At 64.5% G+C, this 22848-nt stretch carries 24 protein-coding genes; 12 read left to right on the forward strand and 12 right to left on the reverse strand.

Annotated elements, in window-relative coordinates; all coding sequences use genetic code 11:
* The 6 genes from BJG93_RS24370 to mdcH are packed head-to-tail and all read left to right on the forward strand — an operon-like array spanning nucleotide 1 to nucleotide 4618.
* A complete protein-coding gene (locus tag BJG93_RS24370) occupies nucleotides 1-966 on the forward strand; it encodes a triphosphoribosyl-dephospho-CoA synthase (RefSeq protein WP_027193916.1) in 966 nt (321 codons plus the stop codon).
* 5 nt (nucleotides 967-971) lie between these two features.
* Complete coding sequence (locus tag BJG93_RS24375) at nucleotides 972-1295, forward strand: malonate decarboxylase subunit delta (protein WP_027193917.1); 324 nt, start codon at nucleotides 972-974, stop codon at nucleotides 1293-1295.
* The gene (locus tag BJG93_RS24380; RefSeq protein WP_027193918.1) at nucleotides 1292-2176 is read left to right on the forward strand and encodes a biotin-independent malonate decarboxylase subunit beta; all 885 of its coding nucleotides are present in this window, start codon (nucleotides 1292-1294) and stop codon (nucleotides 2174-2176) included. The genes BJG93_RS24375 and BJG93_RS24380 overlap by 4 nt, the downstream gene beginning before the upstream one ends.
* Nucleotides 2173-2988, forward strand: a complete 816-nt coding sequence (mdcE, locus tag BJG93_RS24385) for a biotin-independent malonate decarboxylase subunit gamma (RefSeq protein WP_027193919.1) — start codon at nucleotides 2173-2175, stop codon at nucleotides 2986-2988. Before BJG93_RS24380 ends, mdcE begins: the two co-directional genes overlap by 4 nt.
* Nucleotides 2988-3686, forward strand: coding sequence for a malonate decarboxylase holo-ACP synthase (locus tag BJG93_RS24390; RefSeq protein ID WP_027193920.1), 699 nt, complete (start codon nucleotides 2988-2990; stop codon nucleotides 3684-3686). Before mdcE ends, BJG93_RS24390 begins: the two co-directional genes overlap by 1 nt.
* On the forward strand, nucleotides 3686-4618 hold the full coding sequence (gene mdcH / locus BJG93_RS24395) for a malonate decarboxylase subunit epsilon (protein WP_027193921.1): 933 nt from the start codon (nucleotides 3686-3688) through the stop codon (nucleotides 4616-4618). Before BJG93_RS24390 ends, mdcH begins: the two co-directional genes overlap by 1 nt.
* Here mdcH and BJG93_RS24400 read toward each other — a convergent pair.
* The 3 genes from BJG93_RS24400 to BJG93_RS24410 all read right to left on the reverse strand — a co-directional run bounded on the left by BJG93_RS24400 (nucleotide 4615) and on the right by BJG93_RS24410 (nucleotide 5610).
* Nucleotides 4615-4890 carry a hypothetical protein gene (locus BJG93_RS24400; protein ID WP_051374139.1) on the reverse strand — a complete coding sequence of 92 codons (276 nt, stop codon included), beginning with the start codon at nucleotides 4888-4890 and terminating at the stop codon, nucleotides 4615-4617. The two genes, mdcH and BJG93_RS24400, sit on opposite strands and share 4 nt — an antisense overlap.
* A 103-nt stretch (nucleotides 4891-4993) precedes the next feature.
* Nucleotides 4994-5281 carry a hypothetical protein gene (locus tag BJG93_RS24405; protein ID WP_027193922.1) on the reverse strand — a complete coding sequence of 96 codons (288 nt, stop codon included), beginning with the start codon at nucleotides 5279-5281 and terminating at the stop codon, nucleotides 4994-4996.
* Between the two features lie 146 nt (nucleotides 5282-5427).
* Complete coding sequence (locus BJG93_RS24410) at nucleotides 5428-5610, reverse strand: hypothetical protein (RefSeq protein WP_154671669.1); 183 nt, start codon at nucleotides 5608-5610, stop codon at nucleotides 5428-5430.
* A 764-nt stretch (nucleotides 5611-6374) separates the two neighbouring features.
* Between BJG93_RS24410 and BJG93_RS24415 the strand changes: the two genes are divergently transcribed.
* On the forward strand, nucleotides 6375-7184 hold the full coding sequence (locus BJG93_RS24415; protein WP_027193923.1) for a class I SAM-dependent methyltransferase: 810 nt from the start codon (nucleotides 6375-6377) through the stop codon (nucleotides 7182-7184).
* Nucleotides 7185-7209: 25 nt separating this feature from the next.
* On the opposite strand, the gene BJG93_RS24420 is transcribed toward BJG93_RS24415, so the two are convergent.
* Complete coding sequence (locus tag BJG93_RS24420) at nucleotides 7210-9963, reverse strand: HAD-IC family P-type ATPase (protein WP_027193924.1); 2754 nt, start codon at nucleotides 9961-9963, stop codon at nucleotides 7210-7212.
* 141 nt (nucleotides 9964-10104) lie between these two features.
* Here BJG93_RS24420 and BJG93_RS24425 point away from each other — a divergent pair, with 141 nt between their 5' ends.
* Nucleotides 10105-10269 (forward strand): hypothetical protein, encoded by a 165-nt coding sequence (locus BJG93_RS24425; RefSeq protein ID WP_154671670.1) that lies wholly within the window; start codon nucleotides 10105-10107, stop codon nucleotides 10267-10269.
* A gap of 182 nt (nucleotides 10270-10451) precedes the next feature.
* On the opposite strand, the gene yjfF is transcribed toward BJG93_RS24425, so the two are convergent.
* The 6 genes from yjfF to BJG93_RS24455 all read right to left on the reverse strand — a co-directional run bounded on the left by yjfF (nucleotide 10452) and on the right by BJG93_RS24455 (nucleotide 16710).
* Entirely contained in the window at nucleotides 10452-11546 is a 1095-nt protein-coding gene (yjfF, locus tag BJG93_RS24430; protein WP_027193925.1) for a galactofuranose ABC transporter, permease protein YjfF, read from the reverse strand.
* Nucleotides 11543-12586, reverse strand: a complete 1044-nt coding sequence (locus tag BJG93_RS24435; protein ID WP_027193926.1) for an ABC transporter permease — start codon at nucleotides 12584-12586, stop codon at nucleotides 11543-11545. Before BJG93_RS24435 ends, yjfF begins: the two co-directional genes overlap by 4 nt.
* A complete protein-coding gene (locus tag BJG93_RS24440) occupies nucleotides 12583-14217 on the reverse strand; it encodes a sugar ABC transporter ATP-binding protein (protein WP_027193927.1) in 1635 nt (544 codons plus the stop codon). The genes BJG93_RS24435 and BJG93_RS24440 overlap by 4 nt, the downstream gene beginning before the upstream one ends.
* A gap of 254 nt (nucleotides 14218-14471) precedes the next feature.
* Complete coding sequence (locus BJG93_RS24445) at nucleotides 14472-15458, reverse strand: ABC transporter substrate-binding protein (RefSeq protein ID WP_034477014.1); 987 nt, start codon at nucleotides 15456-15458, stop codon at nucleotides 14472-14474.
* A gap of 181 nt (nucleotides 15459-15639) precedes the next feature.
* Nucleotides 15640-16242 (reverse strand): alpha-ketoglutarate-dependent dioxygenase AlkB family protein, encoded by a 603-nt coding sequence (locus BJG93_RS24450; RefSeq protein WP_027193929.1) that lies wholly within the window; start codon nucleotides 16240-16242, stop codon nucleotides 15640-15642.
* Between the two features lie 120 nt (nucleotides 16243-16362).
* Nucleotides 16363-16710, reverse strand: a complete 348-nt coding sequence (locus BJG93_RS24455) for a hypothetical protein (RefSeq protein WP_027193930.1) — start codon at nucleotides 16708-16710, stop codon at nucleotides 16363-16365.
* A 423-nt stretch (nucleotides 16711-17133) separates the two neighbouring features.
* Between BJG93_RS24455 and BJG93_RS24460 the strand changes: the two genes are divergently transcribed.
* The 4 genes from BJG93_RS24460 to BJG93_RS24475 all read left to right on the forward strand — a co-directional run bounded on the left by BJG93_RS24460 (nucleotide 17134) and on the right by BJG93_RS24475 (nucleotide 20163).
* Nucleotides 17134-18297, forward strand: a complete 1164-nt coding sequence (locus tag BJG93_RS24460) for a metallophosphoesterase (RefSeq protein ID WP_027193931.1) — start codon at nucleotides 17134-17136, stop codon at nucleotides 18295-18297.
* Nucleotides 18298-18772: 475 nt separating this feature from the next.
* Nucleotides 18773-19480, forward strand: coding sequence for an MgtC/SapB family protein (locus BJG93_RS24465; protein WP_027193932.1), 708 nt, complete (start codon nucleotides 18773-18775; stop codon nucleotides 19478-19480).
* Between the two features lie 159 nt (nucleotides 19481-19639).
* Nucleotides 19640-19894: a GlsB/YeaQ/YmgE family stress response membrane protein gene (locus tag BJG93_RS24470; RefSeq protein ID WP_027193933.1), complete on the forward strand. Its 255-nt coding sequence runs from the start codon at nucleotides 19640-19642 to the stop codon at nucleotides 19892-19894.
* Between the two features lie 101 nt (nucleotides 19895-19995).
* Nucleotides 19996-20163, forward strand: a complete 168-nt coding sequence (locus BJG93_RS24475) for a hypothetical protein (protein WP_162162763.1) — start codon at nucleotides 19996-19998, stop codon at nucleotides 20161-20163.
* A gap of 137 nt (nucleotides 20164-20300) precedes the next feature.
* Here BJG93_RS24475 and BJG93_RS24480 read toward each other — a convergent pair whose 3' ends face one another.
* Together BJG93_RS24480 and BJG93_RS24485 are read right to left on the reverse strand one after the other, a co-directional pair.
* The gene (locus tag BJG93_RS24480) at nucleotides 20301-20519 is read right to left on the reverse strand and encodes a hypothetical protein (RefSeq protein WP_027193935.1); all 219 of its coding nucleotides are present in this window, start codon (nucleotides 20517-20519) and stop codon (nucleotides 20301-20303) included.
* A 138-nt stretch (nucleotides 20520-20657) separates the two neighbouring features.
* Nucleotides 20658-22814, reverse strand: a complete 2157-nt coding sequence (locus BJG93_RS24485; protein ID WP_409371911.1) for an FUSC family protein — start codon at nucleotides 22812-22814, stop codon at nucleotides 20658-20660.
* Between the last annotated feature and the right edge of the window lie 34 nt (nucleotides 22815-22848).

Raw genomic sequence — 22848 nt, forward strand, 5'->3', positions numbered from 1 at the left:
ATGGCGTGCGCTGCTGCTCTTCTCGAACGGTCGGACGCGCCGCATGCTTCGGTCCTGCACGATGCATGTGGCACGGCGCCGGCCGCGCCGTTTTCCGACGCACAACTCGCGCGCGACGCGATCAGCGCGCTGATCGACGAGGCCGAGCTCACGCCGAAGCCCGCGCTCGTCGACCGGCGCGGCAGCGGCGCGCATCGCGACCTCGATCTCGCGATCATGCGGCGCTCCGCGCGCACGCTCGAACCGACTTTCGTGGCACTCGCGCGCACGGCGCGCCGCCGCAGCGAACCGTCGGCGCTGCTGCGCGCCGAACTCGCGCACATCGGTCGCGCGGGCGAACAGCAGATGATGGATGCGACCGGCGGTAGCAATGCGCATCGCGGCGCGATCTGGATCATCGGCTTGCTGGTTGCAGGCGCGGCGCTCGACACGTCGTCGCGTTGCTCCATGCGTACGCACATACCTGGCGGTCCCAATCATCTCGATACCTCGCGCGTCTGCACGCTAGCCGCGCAGATCGCCTGCTTCCCGGACCGCTTTGCCGCTTCGTCCGATAGCCACGGCGAACGCGCGCGTCGGCGCTATCAGGTCGGCGGCGCACGACGCGAAGCGCAGGACGGCTTTCCGCACGCGCTCGACGTGGGTCTGCCGGCATTGCACCGCGCACGCGCACATGGCCTCGACGAAAACGCCGCGCGCATCGATGCGCTGCTCGCGATCATGAGCACGCTCGACGATACCTGCCTGCTGCATCGCGCGGGACTCGCCGGCTTGCACGCCGGGCAGCGCGGCGCGCGGCGCGTGCTCGACGCGGGCGGCAGTTCGACAGCCGCGGGCCGCCTCGCGCTCGACGCGCTCGAACGCGAACTGCTGGCGTTGAACGCATCGCCAGGCGGTGCGGCCGATCTGCTCGCCGCCACCCTCTTTCTCGACATGCTGGCGCATCGCACTGCCAGCCGGAGCTGAGCCTCATGGAACATCTGACCTTCGACTATCCGGCGCAACGCGCCGTCACGACCCGCGCGCACGTCGGCGTGGTCGGCTCGGGCGACCTGGAAGTGCTGCTCTCGCCCGCCGCTGCCGCTGCAAGCGGCTCGACGCTCGCCGCGCATGTGGTCGTGCGCACCAGCGTCGACGGCTATGGCCACATCTGGAAGAGCGTGCTCGACCGCTTCTTCACGCGCTACGACGGCGCCGCGCACATCGAGATCAACGACTTCGGCGCGACGCCGGGCGTGGTCGCGTTGCGACTCGCGGAAGCGGTCGAAGCGGCCGAGGAAGGAGACAGCGTATGAGCACGAGCGCCAGCATTCATAGCGCGCCGCCGCTGCGCGAAAGCTTCATCGAACTGCCCGCGCGCGAGCGCGCCCGCTGGCTGCTCGACGCGGGCAGCTTCCGCGAACTGCTCGGCCCGTTCGATCGCATCGAGTCGCCGTGGCTGCCCTTGCAAGGCATCGTCTGCCAGGCCGACGACGGCTGCGTGATCGCGCGCGGCACGATCGACGGCGAACCCGCCGTGATCGCCGCAATCGAGTCGGCGTTCCAGGGCGGCAGCATCGGCGAAGTGTCGGGCAGCAAGATCGCCGCGGCGCTCGAGATGGCACTGCGCGACTGCGAGCGCGGCAAGCTCGTGCGTCCCGTCGTGCTGTTCGAAACCGGCGGCGTGCGGCTGCAGGAAGCGAACCTGGGGCTCGCGGTCATCGCCGAGATTCAGGCGGCGATCGTCGCGCTGCGGCCGCACGTGCCGGTGGTCGGCGTGATCGCGGGCATGGTCGGCTGCTTTGGCGGCATGTCGCTCGCGGCCGCGTTGTGCTCGTATCTGATCGTCACGAAGCAGGGGCGGCTCGGCATGAACGGACCCGAAGTGATCGAGCAGGAAGCCGGTATTGAAGAACTCGATGCGAGCGATCGTCGCCGGGTGTGGCAATTGATCGGCGGCGAGCAGCGCGTCGCGAGCGCGCTCGCCGACACGCTCGTCGACGACGATGCGGACGCCGTGCGCGCCGCCGTGCATGCCGCATTCGCGCGAGGCGTGCCGCCCGCGCATCGCAGCGAGCAGGTCGACACGTTCTTGCAGCGGCTCGCGCGCATCGATCCGGCGAGCATCACGCCCGAAACGCTGCGCGACGTGTACAACCCGCAGGGCCGCGATGCATCGAACAAGGAGCACGCATGAACGACACCACACTCACGCGCGGCGCGCGCTGGTTCACCGCACTGGCAGGTGAACCGTCGAGCGCGGCGCCCGTCTGGAGCGGCGACGCGCCGCTCGGCGACGACACCGCGCGCTTCATCACGGTCGTGCCCGATCCCGCGAACCGCTTTGCACGGGCGACCACCAACGTGGTCGGACTCGAGCAAGGCTGGCAACTCGCACGTGCGGTGCGTGAAGCCATCGAAGCCGATAAAACCGCTAGCACGCGCCGCCCGATCGTCGCGATCGTCGACGTGAAGAGCCAGGCGTATGGCTACCGCGAGGAAATGCTCGGCATTCACCTCGCGTGCGCGGCCGCGGTCGACGCGTACGCGAGCGCGCGCGACGCCGGCCATCCGGTGATCGCGCTGATCGTGGGTCCCGCGATGTCGGGCGCGTTCCTCGCGCACGGCTATCAGGCGAACCGCATCGTCGCGCTCGACGCGCCCGGTACGATGGTCCACGCGATGGGCAAGGAAGCGGCCGCGCGCGTCACGCGCCGCACCGTCGAAGCGCTCGACGAACTCGGCGAGACGATCGTGCCGATGTCATATTCGATGGCGTCGTTTGCGAAGCTGGGACTGCTCGATCAGCTGATCGAAGGCATCGACGCCGATGCGCCCGACGCGGCGCAGATCGAGCGCGTGCGTGCGGTGCTGGTCGAGCAGATTCGCAGCGCGCGCGACGGCGATCGTACGCTCGCGCGTCGGCGGGAATCGGCGGCGGCGCGGCAACATCGCGCGGCATCGATCGAGGTGCGGCGGCGCCTGGCCGAACAGTGGGATGCCGTGTGATGCGCGTGTGTGCGGCTGCGCCCTTCTCCACTGCGCACGCCACGTCGTGCGACGCGCGGTGGCGGCCGCATGATCTGCTGCGCTTGCGACGGCTGGATCCGGCCGATGACGAACCGGCGTGGGTTCGCGACGCGTTCGAACGCGCGCCGTATGCGGTGGTCCGACGCGCGCTGGCCGCTGATGGTTTCGTCGCGATCGGCGTACGCGGTGCGCAGCGAGCGCAACGCTACGGCACATGGGTGCAGGCGGACCATGTCATCAGTGCCGTGGCGCCGGAATCCCTCGCGCAGACGCAACCCGATGCCGGACGTGATGCATTGCCCTCGTTCGTTGCGCTGCGTTCGTTGCAACGTGATCCGAGCGGTCTGCTTTCTGGATTCGCTTGGGGCCCTATTGGCAGCACCGGGTTCGAACTGGCGACGCACGTGCCGACTGTCAATGAAACGAGCGACCTCGATCTATTGATCCGCGCGCCGGAACCGCTGTCGCTGAAGGTCGCGAGTGCTTTGCTGGCGCAGCTGCAAATGCTCGCGTCGCGTATCGGCATCCGCATCGATGCGCAGCTCGACACGCCCGCCGGTGGCGTGGCGCTCGCGGAATGGGCCGCGGGCAAAGCGCGGGTGCTTGCCCGCGATGCGGGCGGCCCCCGCTTGATCGCTGATCCGTGGGCTGCCGTCGCGCACGATGGCAGCGACTGATGCTCGCGCTTCTCTTCCCCGGCCAAGGTGCGCAGAGCGAAGGGTTTCTGCATCGACTGCCGCAGCATCGCGCGGTACAGGACACGCTCGCTGAAGCCTCCGACACGCTCGGCATCGATGTGCTGACGCTCGACTCATCCGACGCTTGCCGTTCGACGGTCGCCGTGCAATTGGGCTTGACGATCGCGGGCGTCGCGCTCATGCGCGCGCTCGCCGATGAAGGATTGACGGCCGAAATCAGCGCGGGACTGTCGATCGGCGCGTATGCGGCAGCGGTCAGTTGCGGCGCGGTGGCGTTTCGCGACGCGTTGAAGATGGTGCGGCGACGCGCCGAACTGATGGAAACGGCTTATCCGGCGGGCTATGGCCTCGCGGCCGTCTCCGGCTTGAGCGAACAGCAGGTGGACACGCTCGCTGCACGGCAGGCCGCAGAGCAAGGGCAACGCGTGTATGTCGGCAACGTCAATGCGCCGCGCCAGATCGTGATGGCCGGCGCGGACGCTGCGCTCGACGCGTTCATCGAACGCGCGCTCGCGGCCGGCGCGCGCAAGGCGACGCGGCTCGAGGTCAGCGTGCCCTCGCATTGCGAATTGCTCGCGCAGGCGAGCGACGAACTGCTGGCGTACTCGCGCGCGTTGCATGTTGAAAGACCGCGCGGTGTGTATATCGGCAATCGCGGTGGACGCCCGTTATATGCGGCCGATGCGATTCGCGAAGATCTTGCGACCAACATGCGTTACACCGTGCGCTGGTTCGATGCGCTCACCGTGATGCAGGAAATCGGCGCGCACGTGCTGGTCGAAGCGCCGCCGGGGCAGGTATCGACAGATATCGTGAGGGAGAATTTCCCGGACGCTAGTGCGCTGGCTGCCAGTACGTTGCCGTTTGACAGGTTGGCGGGGACGGTCCGCAGACGGTTGGAGCGTGGCTAACGGGGTGTCGTTTTCAAGTTGCACCGGGATGGGTCGTCGATTCTCGACATAGCTGCCTGCCCGTAGTGTTCCTCAAGCCAGGCGATGGCCCAATGTCTGGCGAATTGGACAGCATCTTCGCGCGAATCGAATCCGGCCAGGTCCCCGCTCATATGAACATCCGATTCCCTGCCATTGGCAAGCCGGCAGCTGATCCTCGCATGCGCAATATACTCGCCGTCTGCCCGCCGGGGCGTGGCATCGATTTGAAAACCGCTCAGATTGGAAAGCATGACACCTCCCGGCGCTAACCGCTCCAGACTTCGTTGCATACGACACGATGCGCCGACCGGCTCTATCACAGGCCGGCGTCGCCTGGCGTGAGTGACCTAGTGCTTATCGCTCGCTCAGCGTCGACTGGTGGAGCGCGCCGCCGTCAATCAGGAGTTCGGCGTAGACGGTGGATGCGCGTCTCGCATCTCCCGAATTTTTGAATGGGTGACTCTCGGGTACGCGGAAAACCTGGCCCTGCGAACCATCCGTATCGGCGTGCGGCGCGGTGATACGAACCGAGGCGTCGAAGCCTTCGTCGTAGTTGTGTCCGTAGCCAGCCTGGGTGGTGCAATGCGGATAGACGAGGGGATAAATCTCAAAGCCTCGGTACAGGCGAGAAGTGGATGTCATTGTGTACTCTCATGGCTGCAAAAGTGAGCCGGTAGGATGATAGTGATGGCCGGTGCATGCACCACGCGCGCAGGAAGGGGCGGCAGACTGCGCACTGCGGCGAGCACGGGAGGCGGGCTGCAAAGCGAATGACACCTTGACCCATGCTACGCGTTCTGGGCGCGTTGTACAGTTAAATCGCAGCCCAACGGCAGCCGCGCGCAAGCCGCGGCTTTTATCTTTCTGAAAAGGCCTTGCGGGTGGTAGCCGGCATGCGTTTCCTTATCGAAATAGTCGAGCGCGTGGAAATAGACATAACAACTCGAGCGCGCAGCGACAAAAACTTCCATACGCGCCATTCTTGCGCACGCGCCAGCCCTCCACGACGCATGCGACTGTCGCCATTCATCGCAGACGAATTGGGAGCGATTCTTGCTGCCCGGGAAAGCTTCGCCGCTACGTTGCTGCCCGCCCGGCCGCGTACGGGTGCCGTGGGATGCCGTGATCGCCCGTGATGATCGCGACGCGAACACCTCGGCCGTAGCCTCGGTGCAATCTGGCGCGGTTGACCGACAATGTGTCGGCCGCTGCGACCGGCAGCACCGCCGTCGACCGCGCCGCTGCTCGTGAAGGCGCAAAACCATCACAATAAGGCGCGAAATGTAGAGATTCCCAGCCACTTGCGGCAGCACCAACTGCTATTCTTCAAATGCTTCAACCCGTTCTCGAGCGCACTCGCCTGCGCGCCTACGCGGAATGAGCGATCTAACTCGTCCTGCGCTATCGCAGCTTTTCTGCGGTTCCAGTGTCGGCTTGCGTGCGGCTCATGTCGCGTGCGCAGCAGAGAGTCTCATCCGATGGCGCCACGTTTTGCGCAAAACCCGAAACCCAAGGAAGTTGAGGCTGTACGTGTTGCCCAACGCGGTCCATCAGAGTTCGGAATCGGTGCGGTCAACGTCCTGCGAAGCCTGAACGCCGATGTCACATAGGTAGCAAAAGCCGGCACTCTGAAAACGAGTTGCGCGGGTCTCAACGTGGGCCAGGGATTGCCGGCACAGTGGCCCGGTAGGGCCCGGAGTTCGTCGTATCCTTGTCGCATTGATATGAGGGAGATATGCATAAACCCATCGACACCGAAACGATCCCCAGCAGTGAATTGCAGCAGGTCAGGGCGACTTATGCCAAGCTTTGCGCGGACTACATCGCACATCGTACGGACGGTGAATACAGGGACTATGTGCAATCGGTCATCGCCAACGAAGCGAGTCTTGATCGCCACGTGCGCGCGTTCGAAATCTATGCGCCGTATATCAAGCGTGGAATGAAGGTGCTCGACTGGGGATGCAGGCATGCCCCGGATTCATGCATGCTCCGCACGCTCTACCGTGACATCCAGATATATGGCTGTGACATCTGCGAGGAAGGGCAATTCGCGGAATTCCATCAGTACGCCGGATTATCTTTCGCATCGCTCGATCATGAATTTCTGCTGCCCTACCAGGACAATCAATTCGACGTGGTGATCGGCAGCGGTGTACTCGAGCACGTGGCCCGCGAGCAAAAGAGCCTCGACGAGCTATGGCGCGTGCTGAAAAACGACGGTTTGCTGATAATCACGTTTTTACCTAACCGCTTATCGGTAACCGAAAACGCCTGCAGAGTCATGAAGAAGTACACGGGCCATAATCGGCTGTACAGCCTCAGCGACGCGAAACGCGTGTTTCTCAGGTCGGGATTCGTGCTGGAAGAATGCGGCTATCATCAGGTCTTTCCCACGTTCGCAAAAGGCATCAAGGGAGGCGTAGCGCTTAACGCACTTGCCAATATTGGCATGAAGCTGAACCGGCCTTTCGAGCGGATACCCATCGTGAATGCCGTCTCGGCTAATCTGTTCTTCATCCTCCGCCGCGTGCATGAGATGTAGCAGGCGGCCAGCCCCTCCGGGCAGTCTACCTCGCAGGATCATTGCGCAAAGGCACGCTCTCCTGTTGCGAAGTCACCAATCCTCTCAATGCCGGGGTGAGTCGAAACACGAGCTTCTCGATCTCCACCACAAGGAAAAACAGAACTCCACCACCGACGAGCCACATCCACGCCAACAGCGATAGCGCCTCGGTGTGGAAGATGGCATGGAACGGAAGCGCGTAGGTGAACAGGAGCTGCAAGACCACGACACCGGCGATTCCATACCAGAGATAGCGATTGCCCATATGGGCGCGCACCGACAGCGACGAATCGAGCAGATACCGGATGTTGAGCAGATAGAACACCTGGCCGAGCGTAATGGCGTTGACCGCGGCCGTGCGCGCCATCGGGACCGACGCCCCTTGCGCCTTCATCCAGAAGAAAGTGGACAGCGTATAGAGTACGAGCGCCGCGCCCACGAAGAGGATGCGCCAGATGCCGAAGCGGGTGACGATCGGCCGGTCGATTGCACGGGGCGAGCGGCTCATCACGTCTGCCTCGTGTGGCTCGAACGAAATGGTCAGGCCGAGCGCCACCGAAGTAATCATGTTGACCCACAGAATTTGCGGGGCCGTGATCGGCAGCGCGAACCCAAACAGGATCGCCACCGCGATCACCGCGCCTTGCGCGACATTGGTCGGCAGCAGGAACAGCATCGCCTTCTCGATGTTGTTGTAGACCGTGCGCCCCTCCTTCACCGCCGCGGAGATCGACGCGAAATTGTCGTCGGCGAGGATCATCCCCGCCGCCTCCTTGGTCACCTCGGTGCCCTTGATTCCCATCGCCACACCAATGTCCGCTTTCTTGAGCGCGGGCGCATCGTTGACGCCGTCGCCCGTCATCGCGACGATCTGCCGATTCGCCTGGATCGCCTTGACGAGCCGCAGCTTGTGCTCGGGGCTGGCGCGGGCGAAGACGTCGACGCCGCGCACGCATTCCAGCAGCGCCGCATCGTTCATCGCCTCTATCTCGGTGCCGGACACGGCCGTCTTGCCGTCGCCGATGCCAAGCATTCTGGCGATTGCCGCCGCGGTGATCTTGTGGTCGCCCGTGATCATCGTGACGCGGATGCCTCCGCCGTGGCATTCGCGCACGGCGTCGATTGCCTCTTTGCGCGGCGGGTCCATGAGGCCAACGAGGCCGAGAAGTACGAGGGTGCGCGGCAGATCCTGCGGCCCCAAGGCACCTGTACGGAGCCCCGGGTCCGACAGCCACGCCAGCCCGAGCACGCGCTCACCTTGCGCGGCGAGCCGGTCCCCCTCCCTTGCGAAATGCTCGCGATCGAGCGGCGCTGGGCCTTGCGCCGTCTGCTGCCGGTCGCAATGGTCGAGGATCACCTCTGGCGCGCCCTTGACCAGCAGCATCTCACCGTCGGCGGAACGGTTCAGCGTCGCCATGAACTTGTGCTCGGACTCGAAGGGAATCGCATCGATCCGCGGCCCGGCAACGGTCTCGGCGGCACGGTCCATGCCCAACTTGCCGGCGAACGGATAGAGCGCGCCCTCGGTCGGGTCCCCCTCCACTTTCCATTTTCCGTCTTCCTCGAAGAGTTCCGCGTCGTTGCACAACAGCGACACACGGCCCATCAGCTTGAGCACGTCCGGTGCGGCGGCGAGCGGCTTGCCGTCGGCCCTGATCTCTCCCTCGCTCGCGTAGCCGTCGCCCGTGACGACATAGGCCGCTTCCGCCGTGACGACGGAGGTGACCATCATCTCCATCAGCGTCAGCGTGCCCGTCTTGTCCGAGCAGATGCGCGAGACGGCGCCCAGCGTCTCGACCGCCGGCAGGCGGCGAATAATGGCGTTGCGCTGGGCCATGCGCTGCACGCCGATGGCGAGCGTGATGGTGATCAGCGCGGGCAGCCCTTCCGGGATGACCGACACCGCGATCCCCACGATGGCCTGGAACAGCTCGACGAAAGTCATGTGTCCGAGCCAGTGCCCCCAGGAGAAGAGCAGCACGCTGACACAGGCGATCACTGCCGTGATCACGTAGCCGAATTTCTTGATCTGGCCCAAGAGCGGCGTCTCGAGCACGCTGACCTCGGCGAGCATCTGGTTGATCCGGCCGAGTTCCGTCTGGCTGCCGGTCGCCACCACGACGCCGGTTGCCCGGCCCGACAACACCATCGTGCCGCAAAACGCCATGTTCTCGCGGTCGCCGACCGTGGCCTTGGCAGGTACCTGCGCAGTGCTCTTCTCGGCCGGGACGGATTCGCCCGTAAGGGCCGCTTCTTCGGTGCGCAGGTTCCTTGCGTCGACGAGACGCATATCCGCGGGGATTTTGTCGCCCGATTCAAGTAGCACGATGTCGCCTGGAACGAGCTCCTCGGCGGGGATCAAGCGAATCGCTCCGCCACGCAACACGCGCGCCTCGGCGGACAGCATGTTGCGAATCGAGTCGAGCGCTTTCTCGGCGCGTCCTTCCTGCAGGAACCCGAGCAGCGAGTTGAGGATGACGACGGCCAGAATGACCGAGCCGTCGAGCCAAAGGCCCAGCATGAACTTGATGAAACCGGCCGCGAGCAGCACGTAGATGAGGATGTTGTGAAACTGCATCAGGAATCGTGCGACAGGCCCCTTCTTCTTGCCTTGCGGCAGGCGGTTCGGCCCATAGGTGGCCAGCCGCCCGGTCGCTTCCGTTGCATCGAGGCCTTGCGCGGGATCGACGTTGAACTGCCGCTCGACGTCGCCGGCCGGTATCGCGTGCCACGGTGTCGCACTCTCAACTGAGCTCATCCTCGTCTCTCCCGCTTCCGGTGATTCGGGTCAGGGGGCTGCCGCTCGTGACACGGAACCGATCGGTTCACGTCCGCACCGCGTCGAGTATTTCATGCCTGTGCACGACTCTTTCTGATAATAGGTCACACAAACAGAAACATGCTTATCGGCGCGTCGACGTTGCGGATCGGCGGCACGATCGGCTCGGCTGGCATCGGCTATCGGGTGGACCGCTGGACTCTGTGCCGCGCGCTCGCGGCGTCGTTCGGGGTCGGGCGTGGGGTGAGCGAAATGTTGACGCTATGGTCGCCGTGCTGCGGGTGACCTCGCTGGGCGCCGCACGGCTCACGTCGCTGATGCGGGATGCCGCGCTGGCATCGGCCGGCCTGGACGCGAGCCGGCGAGAACATGCAGCGCTGGCCACTGGAAGCGGCCGCGCGGACCAACGTGAGCGCGGCGCGGCATGCGCCGCGCCGTCGCGTCCCGGGGGGCTGGAACAACGCGCCCTATCCGGGCGCCCTTCCCAACACTTGCGAATCCGACGCCGCCGTCGACGTCTCGTCACGGCCGTGCCCGTGCCCGGTCGTCGTGACCGCGTTGGTGCCGCCCGGCCGACGCACCGACTTCGCGTGCCGCTCGATCAACCGTTGCAGCAAACAGAACGCGCACAGCAGCGCGCCGATCACGATTCGCGTCCACCAGGAACTGAGCGTCCCGTCGAACGTGATCAGCGTCTGAATCGTGCCGAGAATGCCGACGCCGAACAGTGAGCCGACCACATAGCCGACGCCGCCGGTCAGCAGCGTGCCGCCGATCACCGTCGCCGCAATCGCATCGAGCTCCATGCCCTGCCCTTGCAGCCCATAGCCCGACAGCACATAGAACGTGAACACCGCGCCGCCGAGCGCCGAACAGAAGCCGCTCAACGCATAGACGCCGACCCGCGTGCGCGCGACCGGCAACCCCATCAGCAGCGCCGAGCGCGGGTTGCCGCCGACCGCATACACGTTGCGTCCGAAGCGCGTGAAATGGGCGACATAGATCGCGGCCGCAAGCGTCGCGAGCGCGATCAGCACGTTCGCCGATACCGAACCGACGCCGACATTGAGACGAAACGCGGAGATCGCCTTGAAGGTGGGATCGGTGATCGTGATCGACTGGGTCGTGATCAGAAAACACAGGCCGCGCGCGAAGAACATCCCCGCCAGCGTCACGATGAACGCCTGCAGACGGAAGTAATGAATCAGCGCGCCCTGCACCGCGCCGAACACCGTGCCCATCAACAGCACGATTGGAATGATGAGCCATACCGACATGTGCATGTGCTCGGACAGCACCGCTTCGACGATCGTCGTCAGCGCGACGATCGAGCCCACCGACAGATCGATGCCGCCCGACACGATCACGAACGTCATGCCGATCGCGACGATCAGCAGGAACGCGTTGTCGACGAGCAGATCGAGCAACACCTGCCACGAGAAGAATCCGGTGTACATCACCGAACCAAAGCCGAACAGCGCGCAGAACAGCAGGACCGTCACCGCGATCGGCAGCGTGCGCGGATCGACCACGCGTGCGAGTGCTTCGAGAACGCGCGTCATCGTGCCACCCCACGCGATTTGACGAGCGACGCGCCGAACGACATCGCGAGCGCGTGCGCCGCCGGCGACTGGATCACGCTGACCGCGAGCACGACGGCCGCCTTGACGACGAGCGTCGCTTCCGGCGGCACGCCGATCGAATATGTGGTGTAGGTGAGCGTCTGGATGATCAGCGCGCCGAGCACCGTGCCCGCGAAACTGAAGCGGCCGCCGAGCAGCGACGTGCCGCCGAGCGTCACGGCGAGAATCGCGTCGAGTTCGAGCAGTAGGCCCGCGTTGTTGCCGTCCGCGCTGCGCACGTTCGAGCTGATCAGGATGCCGGCCAGCGCTGCGGTCAAGCCCGAGAAGCTGTACACCGCGAACACGATCGCCTTCGAGCGCAAGCCGACGAGCCGCGTCGCAACCGGATTCACGCCGATCGCACGAATGAACAGACCGAGCGCCGTGCCCTCCACCAAGGCGGCGGTCGCCAGCACGGCGACGGTCGCGATCCATACCGAGCACGGCACGCCGAGCCAGTAGCCGCCACCGACGAACAGATAGCCGGGTGCGCCGATCGGGATGATCTGCCCGGCGGTCAGCAGTTGTGCGATGCCACGACCCGCGACCATCAAGATCAGCGTCGCGATGATCGGCTGCATACCGACGAACGCGACGAGCAGCCCGTTCCACATGCCGCTCAATACGCCGACGATGAGCGCGGCCACGAGCGCCTGCACGATCAGCGCACCGCTCGGCACGGCCTGGGTCGCGAGTATCGTCGCGGCCGCGCCGCCCGCGATCGCGACCACCGCCCCGACCGAAATATCGATGCCGCGCGTCGCGATCACGAGCGTCATGCCGATCGCGACGAGCACGAGCGGCGCCGCGCGATTCAGGATGTCGATCGGCGCACCGAACAGATGGCCGTCGAGCATGCGTAGCGCCAGAAAATTCGGATTTACTACCAGGTTCAGTCCGAACAGCAACGCGAGCGTCACGCATGGCCACAGCAGCGGACGCTCGACACCGTCGCGCGCGAACCAGTTCGATAGCTTCATTCGCCGCTCCCTGCGATGAGTCGGTAGATGTTGTCCTCGTTCGATGCCTTGCCGGCCACCTCGGCGATCTTGCGCCGATCACGCAGCACCGCGACGCGATGACTCACGCGCAGCACCTCGCTGATCTCCGACGAGATGAACAGGATCGCGAGGCCGTTCGCGCACAGTGCAAGCAACCGGTCCATGATGTCGAACTTCGCGGCGACGTCGATGCCGCGGGTCGGCTCGTCGAGAATCAGCAGTTTGGGATCGGTCGCGAGCCAGCGTGCGAGCAGCGCCTTCTGCTGGTTGCCGCCGGAAAGCAGCGCGATTGGCTGCTCGGCGTCGGACGCCTTGATGCCGAGCCGTTCGATCCACAGATCGGCGAGTTCGCGCGCGCGTTGCCGGCTGATCTTGCGCCACCAGCCACGCCGTGCCTGTAACGCCAGCACAATGTTTTCGCGAATCGACAGCTCGGCGACGATGCCTTCCTTCTTGCGGTCTTCCGCGCAATAGCCGATGCCGTGGCGCACCGCGTCGTGCGGCGTGCGCAGCCGCACGGGCCGCCCTTCGACGAGCATCGTGCCGCTGTCGGCGCGATCGGCGCCGAACAGAAGCCGCGCGGTTTCGGTACGCCCCGAGCCCAGCAGACCTGCGAGGCCGAGGATCTTGCCGGACTGCACTTCGAGATCGATCGGCTGCAAGGTGCCGCGGCGGCCGACGCCGCGCAGCTCGACGAACGGCTGCGCGGCCGTGGCCTCGGTTGCTTCCGCGTGGTCCTGCTCGACGTCCTGCGGATCGTCGGCGGACTGCCCTTCGTGCGCCGCTTCGCGCAGACGCGCGCTCATGCGCTCATGACCGACCATCTTCGCGACCAGTTGATCCGCGGACAGATCGCGCGCGAGATATTCGCCTTCGCGCTCGCCGTTGCGCATCACCGTAATGCGATCGGAGATCGCATAGGTCTGCTCGATGAAATGCGTGACGAACAGAATCGCGATGCCCGATTGCTTAAGATGCCGAAGTATTTTGAAAAGCTGCGCGACTTCGCCGTCGTCCAGGCTCGAAGTCGGCTCGTCGAGAATCAACACGCGCGCATCGACGGACAAGGCTCGCGCGATCGCGACCATCTGCTGCACGGCGATCGGATAGGCGTCGAGCGAGCGCGTGACGTCGAGCGAGACGTCGAGGCGCGCAAGCGCGTGCTGCGCGCGCCGTTTGATGTCGGACCAGTCGATCGCGCCGAAGCGGCGCGGCTGCCGGCCCGCGAAGATGTTCTCGGCCACCGACAGATTCGGGCACAGGTTCACTTCCTGGTAAAGCGTGCGCACGCCGGCCGCCTCGGCTTCCTGTGGCGAGCCGAACGCGACGACGTCGCCGCCGAGGCGGATCGTGCCGGCATCGGGTGCGAGCACGCCTGTGAGCACGTTGATCAACGTGGATTTGCCGGCGCCGTTCTGGCCCATCAGGGTATGGACCTCGCCGGGAAACAGGCGGAAGTCGACGTGTTGCAGCGCCTTCACACCCGGAAATGTCTTGCTGACGCCGGAAGTCGCCAGAATCGGTTCGCGCGCGCTCATGTCATTGTGTTGGGTTTGCGTGCCCGGCGCGGGGCGCTCCGGCTGATTCGGTTCGGTAGCGGAATGGGTCATGGACCTCGCTCGATCGGCTATGCATGGTTCGGCAGGCTCCAGCGGCATGCTCCCGCGGGCGCATGCTCCTGAAAAGAGACCGCCCGCTGCAGAAGGACGCAGCCCGGGCGGTCAGGCACCACTGGAGAAACCTGTTCGATGCGTCCCGTACTGCGCATCTCCTTCGCGCCGTGGCTTCGTTGGCCCCGGCGCCTGAACACCGCCCATGCCGCGGCACTCGCGCGAGCGGCGCCGCGGCGGCGTTGCGCGCCGGGTCAGTACTTACGCGACGGCAGAGTTTGCGCGGCCACGCTCATCGGGAAGACCGTCTCCTGTGTCAGGATGCGCTTGGGCAGTGGCTTGCCGGCCACCACGTCCTTCACCGCCGACATCAGTTGCGGTCCGAGCAGCGGGCTGCACTCGACGTCCACGTTCATCTTGCCCGCGGCCATCGCCTGGAAGCCGCCCTTGGTTGCGTCGAACGAAACCACGACGATGTCCTTACCCGGATGCATGCCGGCTTCTTCCATCGCCTGGATGGCGCCGAGCGCCATGTCGTCGTTATGAGCATAGACGACGTTGATCTTGTTACCGTAGGTCTTGATGAACGCTTCCATCACCTGCTTGCCGCCAGCCAGCGTGAAGTCGCCGCTTTGCGACGCGATGATCTTGAACTTCGGATCGTTCTTGATCACTTCGACCAGACCCGAGTGGCGGTCGTTGGCCGGCGCGGAGCCGACCGTGCCCTGCAGCTCGGCGATATTGACCGGGCCTTTGTCGTCCTTGTAGTGGTCTTCGAGCCATTTGCCGCCGCGCCGGCCTTCCTCGAGGAAGTCCGAGCCGATCATCGTCACGTACAGCGACGTGTCCTTCACATCGATATTGCGGTCAGTCAGGATCACCGGAATCTTCGCGGCTTTGGCTTCGAGCAGCACCGGTTCCCAGCCCGATTCGACGACCGGCGAGAACGCGATCACGTCGACCTTCTGCGCGATATACGAGCGGATCGCCTTGATCTGGTTTTCCTGCTTCTGCTGCGCATCGGAGAATTTGAGTTTGATACCGGCGTCCGTCGCTGCCGACTTCACCGATTCGGTATTCGCGGTGCGCCATGCGCTTTCTGCGCCGACCTGCGCAAAACCGAGCGTAATTTGTTTACCCTCGGCATGCGCGCCAGGTGTGGCCAGCGTCAGTGCTCCGAGGCTCGCGGAAAGCGCGAGCGCGCCCAGAGCGCGACACGCGGCACGTCGTGTATTCGCCATGACAGTCTCCAATCGTTGTTGTGTAGACGACCCAGCGGTCTGCCCGGCCCTCGTGGCCCTTACGGCGCGTGGATCGTGATGTAGCGTACTGTGCGACGCGTTAACCGTCCAATCATATGATTCGCGCCGTCGATACCAATTTTGATATAACGAGCCGCTCCGAGCAGGGCTGCTCGCTGCTTCATCTTGGCGCGATCCTCGGGGTGATCCAGCGAAACGTCAGATTGATGCGCTCGCCACTCACGCGCGGCTCCTTCGGCACCCGATGACGCCACTGCGCCTGGGTGTCGCCCTTCATCACGAGCAAACTGCCGCCCTTCAGCGAGAACGATTGCACGACACCGCTGCGGTTGTGCCGCAGATCGAACGTGCGCGCGACGCCGAGGCTCACCGACGCGATCACCGGCTGGCTGCCGAGTTCGGGCTCGCGGTCCGCGTGCCAGCCCATGCTGTCGGCGCCACTGCGGTAACGATTGAGCAGCACGCTATTAAAACGCGCGCCGCTGGTCGCCTCGGCGGCGGCCTTGAGCTCCGCGACGGCGGGCGTCCACGCTTGCGGGACGTTGCGGATGCCCGAGTAGACGTACACCGCGTCCGGCTCGCCCTGCCACGCGGTCAGACGCGGCAGAGCAACACGGCCGGCGGGCGTGCCCATGATGTCCTGGCGCCATTGCACTTCGTCGACCAGGCGGACGAGCAGGCGCTCGGCTTCGGCCGGTGCGAGCCAGTCGGGATACCAGTCGACGTCGGGTGTCGGCAGGTCGTTGAAAAGATCGGTGGTCATCGGAAGGCTATTGCGCGCCGCCCCGGATTGTCGTTCGACGAAGCGGCGCGGGACGGCGTGACGGTGCCTTGATGATGGATGGCGCCGCGGTTGCCGCGCCACGCGTTGGATCGCATTGCGTCAGGTCAGCACCGCGATATAGAACACTACGGTGCCGATCAGCGCGCCGATGAAGCAGAAGCCCTCTTCGGCCTCGTCGCCATTCGAGCGCAGCCATGCGCCGACCGCGCCGAACAGACCCGCGATGCCGAGAGCGACGCACACCATCACGACGTCGAACAGCGCACTTTTGCCGAGCTCGGAGAAATCGATGTTGCGCACGCCGATGTAGAGCGCAATCGCCATCAGCGAGATGCCGACGAGCGGCAGCATCACATGGCTGCCCTCACGTCCGACATGATGCTCATGATGAACATGATGCACCTCGTGCGCGTGATGCAACTGGTGGCCCGATTTGAGCAGCTTCATGGTGTGCCTCCCCCGCCCGATCTTTCCGGCGACAGCACCAGACGAGGCCGAACCGCCGCTGCGCGAGCCCGGCAACAAGCTGGCTTGTGTCAAGCATACTCCACGCAGGATTACAATTCAAAGCCCATTTAATTCGCTTGCATAGGCATTGAATCGCTTGGCGCGCGGTCCCATCGAGCTGTTTCAAGCACGGATCGCGCCTGCCACGGCGAAAACCCAGTCGTGCTGGTTCCGGCGCCTTCCGGCCTGCGGGTCGTGAAGCGCGGAAGCACGAATTTTGCGGCCACAGCAGGGGACCGAGCATATCGGTAGAATGATTCGCCGCGTGCGCCACCTCGCGAGCGCATGCGTTGCCCGCCAACCGATCGCCGCCGCGCTGTCCTGATGTCGGCCTTTGGCCCCTTCCCACCCCCGATCCTCTTTATGCGACGTTCATCGTTTCTGGTCCGCATCATCTTCATTGGCATCCTGCTGCATCTCTACGTCGGCTTGCGCCTGATTCCCGACATGCCGATCGACGCCGCCGGCCGCGGGCTATGCGTGCTGTGGCTGGTTCTGTCGATCTGCCTGATACCGGTCGGCATGATGGCGCGCGGCATCAAGCGCCAGCCGCTCGGCGATCGGCTCGCCTGGGTCGGCCTGCTCGCGATGGGTTTCTTCTCGTCGCTGCTGGTGCTGACGTTCGCGCGCGACCTCGTGTTGGCGTCGCTGCTGACGATCGACGCGATCTGGCCGAATACGCTCGCGATCGCGCATTGGCGCACCGGCTCGGCGGCGGCGGTGCCGCTGCTCGCGCTGCTGTCCACGCTGATCGGCCTGTTCAACGCGCGCCGTCGCGCGCGCGTCGTCACGATCGAAGTGCCGATCGACGATCTGCCTGCCGCGCTCGACGGCTTCACGATCGTGCAAATCAGTGACATCCACGTCGGCCCGACGATCAAAGGCCGCTATGTCGACGCCATCGTCGACGCGGTGAATCGGCTGCAGCCGGATCTGATCGCGGTGACGGGCGACGTCGTCGATGGCAGCGTGCCGCAGCTGAGCCGGCATACGCAGCCGCTCTCGCGGCTCGCCGCGCGGCACGGCGCGTTCCTCGTGACCGGCAATCACGAGTACTACTCCGGAGCGAACCCGTGGATCGCCGAATTCCGCCGGCTCGGCTTGCGGGTGCTGCTGAACGAACACGTGATCGTCGATCACGACGGCGCGCGCGCCGTGATCGCCGGCGTCACCGATTACTCGGCGGGTCATCATGACCCCGCGCATCGCAGCGACCCGGTCGCGGCGCTCGCCGGCGCGCCCGGCGACGTGCTGATCAAGGTGTTGCTCGCGCATCAGCCGCGCTCGGCCGAAGCGGCTGCCGCCGCCGGCTTTACGCTGCAGCTGTCCGGTCATACGCACGGCGGTCAGTTCTTTCCGTGGAATTTCTTTGTGCGCCTGCAACAGCCGTTCACGGCGGGCCTCGCGCGCCTGAACGGACTGTGGGTGTATACGAGTCGAGGTACGGGGTATTGGGGTCCGCCGAAACGACTCGGTGCGCCTTCGGAAATCACGCGCTTGAGACTCGTGCCGGGCGAACCGGATTGAACTCTACGTTCGCAGTCCGCATTAATTAATCGGGACCGCTCTGCCATACCGCTATAGCAAAACCGCATGCGCACGCCTTGCCGATCGCGGCTTGACTAAGCTTTGCGCGGCCCCCTAAAATTCGCGCACTTCTTTTACCCGGAATCACGATCTTGGACAGTAGTCGTTGTAGCAGCCGAGTATCGATTTGCCCGCTCGCCTGAGCGGCAGGATTTCCGCGTCAGTCTTGTCTGTCGCCGTCCTGCCCCAGAGCTCGATGGCGCACGTCGTTCACATTTCATTGTCATTGCCGTACTGCCGGTGAAGCGCGGGATGGCGCGATCTCACGCCGATGCCGCATCGTCGAGCACCGGCGCGGGCGCATAGCTAGCCGCGCGCGCACCGGCCTGCCCTTACCGTGCACGAGATAGACGACGTGACGTTCCCACGCGTAGGCTTCACGCTGCGGCGACCCGCACGCCAACCTTTCTGAACGATGACACTCGAATTCTTCCTGCGGCTTCTCACCGCTTTTGCTTGCGGCGTCGCGATCGGCCTCGAACGACAGATGCGCCAGCGCAATGCCGGCCTGCGCACGATCACGCTCGTCGCGAGCGGCGCCTGCCTGTTCGTCACGCTTGGCGTGCTGACCGGCAACGGCGTCAGCGGCATCACGCAGATCGCCGCCTACGTGGTGTCCGGCGTCGGCTTTCTCGGCGGCGGCGTCATCATGCGCGACAAAGGCTCGATTCAGGGGATCAACACCGCGGCGACACTGTGGTGCTCGGCGGCCGTCGGCGTGTTGAGCGGCGCGGGACACTATGGGCCGGCGCTCGCGGGCACCGCGGTCGTGCTGCTGACCAACACGGTGCTGCGCGAGGTCAGCCGGATGATCAATTCGACGTCGGTGTCGAACGCCGACCTCGTTCGCGAGTACGTGCTGACGATCGTTTGCCGTGAAGCCGACGAGATCCATATTCGCACCGCGATTTCGAACTCGATGTACTCGGCGCCGCTGTCGTTCCAAAGCCTGACGAGCGAGGATGTCGAGGACGAGCCGGGGCGCATTCGCGTGACGGCGACGCTGAAGATGCATCCGAAGGATCAATCGAAGCTCGAACAGATGGCGAGTCGCCTGAGCATGGAAAAGAGCGTGTCCAGCGTCAGCTGGACCGCGCGAGAAGCAGAGCCGACGCCCGAGTGAAGCACGGTGCCAGCCCCTTTGTTCGGGCGCATCGTCTACACTTAGCTGGCAGCAAATTCAGATAATGTTAATTCCGCGTCCCGAACATGGACTGTCCCGTAACCTTCGACTAAGCTCTGTCACCGTGATTTGTTCACAGTCAACCATGGAGTCTCGAATATGGAACACGGCATCATCGCATGGATCATCATCGGCGCGATTGCGGGCTGGCTCGCGGGTGTGCTGGTCAGGGGCGGCGGCTTCGGCCTGATCGTCGACATCATCGTCGGGATCGTCGGCGCGTTCATTGGCGGCTGGCTCGCCGGCGTGCTGCATATCTCGCTCGGCGGCGGCTGGATCGGCTCGATCATCACCGCATTGATCGGCGCGGTCATTCTGCTGTTTATTATCCGGCTCGTGCGACGAGGGTCCTGAGCACGGCATCGGATGCGATGAAGCGCCAGCGGCCTCGTGCCGCCGGCGCTTTTTTTTGCCTGTTTCCTGTTTTATCGTCACAACTGTGGCCGCCGTGGCCCTTGCCGATCAGGCCGGCAGCATCGACCCGTATCGCGCAGCCGCACGACGAGCTTGCCAAGCTGGTTCGCGCGCAGCCGATGCTGATCGACGAACATCACTTCGCCGCGATTGATTGCGTCGCGCAGCGTCTTGCCTACCTGAAACGGCAGACGGCGCGCGAGCACTGATGCGCACCTCTGCGGTGTCCTTGGCTCGATAGGCGATTGCCGCACCCGCCGCGGCGTCTCGATCTGACGGCGTCGCAAGCAGATGACGGGTCGCGTGACATGGTCCGCGACAGGTGTTGCGCGTGACGCAACCGGGCTTAGCTGCCGAAGTAGACGTTGCAGAAGCTCATCGGGCCAACGCACTCATCGGCTTTCGCCTTCGGTGCTTCCATCTGCTTGCGAGCGACAACCCGATCGGCGCGCTGGTTATCCGCTTGGGCGATCTGCTGCTCGGGCGCGGCCGGCGGGGTTTGCGCATAAGCGGCGGCGGCGGTGGACAAGGAACATGCAATCAGGACCATCTTCAACATTTTCATCTCATTCTCCAGGGCTTACGACTACTGCGACGAGTACTGCGAGGCAGTGACGAAACTATATGACCGCCACCTACGCGGATAAACGGGGGCGCCCGGAAGGGATCTTTCCGTCTGGCAGAAAGATCCACGAAGCCTTGCTCAGCGAGGGTTGAACGGCGCGTCCTTGTCGAGCAACGCGCTACGAATAAAGTGCAGACAGCTCAGAATGCGCCGGAGATCGTGACGCCGGTCGGAATCGGCATGCACTGTCTGCAGCATGTCTTGCGCAAGCCAGGTGGCGGAGCGCACAGCGATGAGTGCGCCTTCGAGCGAATGCGGGCCGGGGCGTTCGAAGAGCCGGGCGAGAGCGTCGCACGTGTGTTCGATCGCGCTGCGCCAACGCGGCTGAAGGATGTCGGCATAGTCGGCGCGTGCGGCCTCGTTGCGCAGATCGATGACGGCGTGACCTACTTCGATCGTCGCGAGCATCCAGCGCAGTGCGTCGCGCCGTCGTCGTGAACGGTGGGTCAGCAGCACGCGCAATTGTGAAATCAGATCGTGCGTTCTCGACTGGAAACGGCGGTTCAGGCCCGGCAGGCCGTCCTTACATGCCGACACTGTTTGCGCTCGCAAATCGCCGATGGTCCGCTCGATGAGCCAGCGCATATCGGCGGGAAAGACCACCGCGAAAACGAGGCCCGCGAGCAGCATCGACGCGCTCAGCGCGATGCCGTTGTCGATCAGCAGATCGGGTACATAGCTGGCGACGTTGTCCGGTCCGGCAAGCAGACAGAAGAACACTGAAAAGCCGATGCCAAACCCCGCCGCGCCGCGACGCGTCGCGACGAATGCGCCGAGCGCGAGCACCGGCGAGAGTACCGAGCAAAGCAGCGGGAAACCATCGATGTTCGGATACACGTAGCAGATGAACATGTAGCCGGTCAGCGTCGCGACCATGGCCCCGATCGCCATCTGGATAGCCATTCTGGTGGCGCGTGGCGCAGTGGACGTCAACGCACAGACCAGCGTTGCGCCAATCACGGCGAGGCCGCCGCTCGGCCAACCGGTCGCGATCCAGAACCAACCGGCGATCCCGATTACGACAGCTGAACGCAAGAACGTGAACAAAACGGCGAAGTGGTTCGTGCGGCTGATCGGTCCGCTCGCGCGGTGGCTTTTATGTGGGCTTGAGCTGCGTCGCAGGTTTTGCTGCCGGTTTTCCGCTTTGCGCCACAAGCATGCATAGGTTTCCGAATAATTTATCCATTCTCCAACGAAGCGGTACAGCAATTCGGCTGCGGTGTCGAAGTCTGCAATCGATTGCGCGGACGCGGCATCGAGGAGCCGCCTGGTTTCGCGTACCCGACTTGGCAGGTTCGCCCGAAACAGGCGCAGGCAGGCAGCAACGCGCGACGCTTCGACGCCTGCTTCAGCTTGTACCTGGAACAAGCCCCGCAGTTCGTCAAGGTACGGATCGATGGCCGCGAATATCGATGCAGCACGGCCCGTGCGCAACCGTTTTAGCAACTGATGCAGCGCGTGTAGACGCGCGCACGCGTCCATGAATTCGCTATTCAGACGCGCCAGATGCGCACTGCGGGAGCGCATCGCTGGATCTTCGAACGCGACGAATGTGCGCGTTGCTTCGAAGCCAGCGATCTCGTCGACGAAACCCGCGAAACGCTGTTCGAACTGATTGCGCTCGAGCCCGTGGGCGAGCACATCGAGAGTGAACGCGGTAAAATTCGCGTACCTCACCTGAAGGTTATGTCGTAGCGCGAGGCTCGAGCGCTGCGGCAGTAGCAACGCGCTAACCGCGCTCGAACACACGATGCCGACCGCCACTTCCGCCGCGCGCGTGAGTGCCGCGAGGAACAGGCCCTGAGGCGCGATGACGTTCGGAATACCGATTAGCGCCGCCGTGTAACCCGCGAGCACAAAGCCGTACCACCTGAAATGCCGATACCGGACCGCCGCAGCAATACAGGCGCTCACCCACAGGGTCATACCGAGCATGTACAGTTCGGGCTGCTGACCGAACAGCCCGCCGAGCACGAGTGCGGCCACAGTCCCTACTGCCGTCCCCAGAATCCGATAGAAGCTCTTGGCGAGCACCATGCCGCTGAACGGTTGCATCAACACGAAAACAGTGGTCATTGCAATGCGCGGCTGCGGCAGGTCGAGCAGCATCGCCATGCCGAGCGCGAGCAGACCGGCGGTGACTGTCTTCAGTAGATGCAGCCAGATGAGACCGTCACCGCTGGCCCAATCGCGCACGGCCCGATTGAGTTTGGCTCGGACGAGTCGGCGCCGCATGACACCCCGCGGACCAAAAAAATCCGCCCACGGT

It is taken from the genome of Paraburkholderia sprentiae WSM5005, from assembly GCF_001865575.2.
GTDB classification, from domain to species: domain Bacteria; phylum Pseudomonadota; class Gammaproteobacteria; order Burkholderiales; family Burkholderiaceae; genus Paraburkholderia; species Paraburkholderia sprentiae.

What these genes read in the sequence shown, in the direction of transcription:
- BJG93_RS24370 (WP_027193916.1), top strand. Translation starts at nt 1, where the DNA reads ATGGCGTGCGCTGCTGCTCTTCTCGAACGGTCGGACGCGCCGCATGCT.
- BJG93_RS24375 (WP_027193917.1), top strand. Translation starts at nt 972, where the DNA reads ATGGAACATCTGACCTTCGACTATCCGGCGCAACGCGCCGTCACGACC.
- BJG93_RS24380 (WP_027193918.1), top strand. Translation starts at nt 1,292, where the DNA reads ATGAGCACGAGCGCCAGCATTCATAGCGCGCCGCCGCTGCGCGAAAGC.
- mdcE (WP_027193919.1), top strand. Translation starts at nt 2,173, where the DNA reads ATGAACGACACCACACTCACGCGCGGCGCGCGCTGGTTCACCGCACTG.
- BJG93_RS24390 (WP_027193920.1), top strand. Translation starts at nt 2,988, where the DNA reads ATGCGCGTGTGTGCGGCTGCGCCCTTCTCCACTGCGCACGCCACGTCG.
- mdcH (WP_027193921.1), top strand. Translation starts at nt 3,686, where the DNA reads ATGCTCGCGCTTCTCTTCCCCGGCCAAGGTGCGCAGAGCGAAGGGTTT.
- BJG93_RS24400 (WP_051374139.1), bottom strand. Translation starts at nt 4,890, where the DNA reads ATGCTTTCCAATCTGAGCGGTTTTCAAATCGATGCCACGCCCCGGCGG.
- BJG93_RS24405 (WP_027193922.1), bottom strand. Translation starts at nt 5,281, where the DNA reads ATGACATCCACTTCTCGCCTGTACCGAGGCTTTGAGATTTATCCCCTC.
- BJG93_RS24410 (WP_154671669.1), bottom strand. Translation starts at nt 5,610, where the DNA reads ATGGAAGTTTTTGTCGCTGCGCGCTCGAGTTGTTATGTCTATTTCCAC.
- BJG93_RS24415 (WP_027193923.1), top strand. Translation starts at nt 6,375, where the DNA reads ATGCATAAACCCATCGACACCGAAACGATCCCCAGCAGTGAATTGCAG.
- BJG93_RS24420 (WP_027193924.1), bottom strand. Translation starts at nt 9,963, where the DNA reads ATGAGCTCAGTTGAGAGTGCGACACCGTGGCACGCGATACCGGCCGGC.
- BJG93_RS24425 (WP_154671670.1), top strand. Translation starts at nt 10,105, where the DNA reads ATGCTTATCGGCGCGTCGACGTTGCGGATCGGCGGCACGATCGGCTCG.
- yjfF (WP_027193925.1), bottom strand. Translation starts at nt 11,546, where the DNA reads ATGACGCGCGTTCTCGAAGCACTCGCACGCGTGGTCGATCCGCGCACG.
- BJG93_RS24435 (WP_027193926.1), bottom strand. Translation starts at nt 12,586, where the DNA reads ATGAAGCTATCGAACTGGTTCGCGCGCGACGGTGTCGAGCGTCCGCTG.
- BJG93_RS24440 (WP_027193927.1), bottom strand. Translation starts at nt 14,217, where the DNA reads ATGACCCATTCCGCTACCGAACCGAATCAGCCGGAGCGCCCCGCGCCG.
- BJG93_RS24445 (WP_034477014.1), bottom strand. Translation starts at nt 15,458, where the DNA reads ATGGCGAATACACGACGTGCCGCGTGTCGCGCTCTGGGCGCGCTCGCG.
- BJG93_RS24450 (WP_027193929.1), bottom strand. Translation starts at nt 16,242, where the DNA reads ATGACCACCGATCTTTTCAACGACCTGCCGACACCCGACGTCGACTGG.
- BJG93_RS24455 (WP_027193930.1), bottom strand. Translation starts at nt 16,710, where the DNA reads ATGAAGCTGCTCAAATCGGGCCACCAGTTGCATCACGCGCACGAGGTG.
- BJG93_RS24460 (WP_027193931.1), top strand. Translation starts at nt 17,134, where the DNA reads ATGCGACGTTCATCGTTTCTGGTCCGCATCATCTTCATTGGCATCCTG.
- BJG93_RS24465 (WP_027193932.1), top strand. Translation starts at nt 18,773, where the DNA reads ATGACACTCGAATTCTTCCTGCGGCTTCTCACCGCTTTTGCTTGCGGC.
- BJG93_RS24470 (WP_027193933.1), top strand. Translation starts at nt 19,640, where the DNA reads ATGGAACACGGCATCATCGCATGGATCATCATCGGCGCGATTGCGGGC.
- BJG93_RS24480 (WP_027193935.1), bottom strand. Translation starts at nt 20,519, where the DNA reads ATGAAAATGTTGAAGATGGTCCTGATTGCATGTTCCTTGTCCACCGCC.
- BJG93_RS24485 (WP_409371911.1), bottom strand. Translation starts at nt 22,814, where the DNA reads ATGCGGCGCCGACTCGTCCGAGCCAAACTCAATCGGGCCGTGCGCGAT.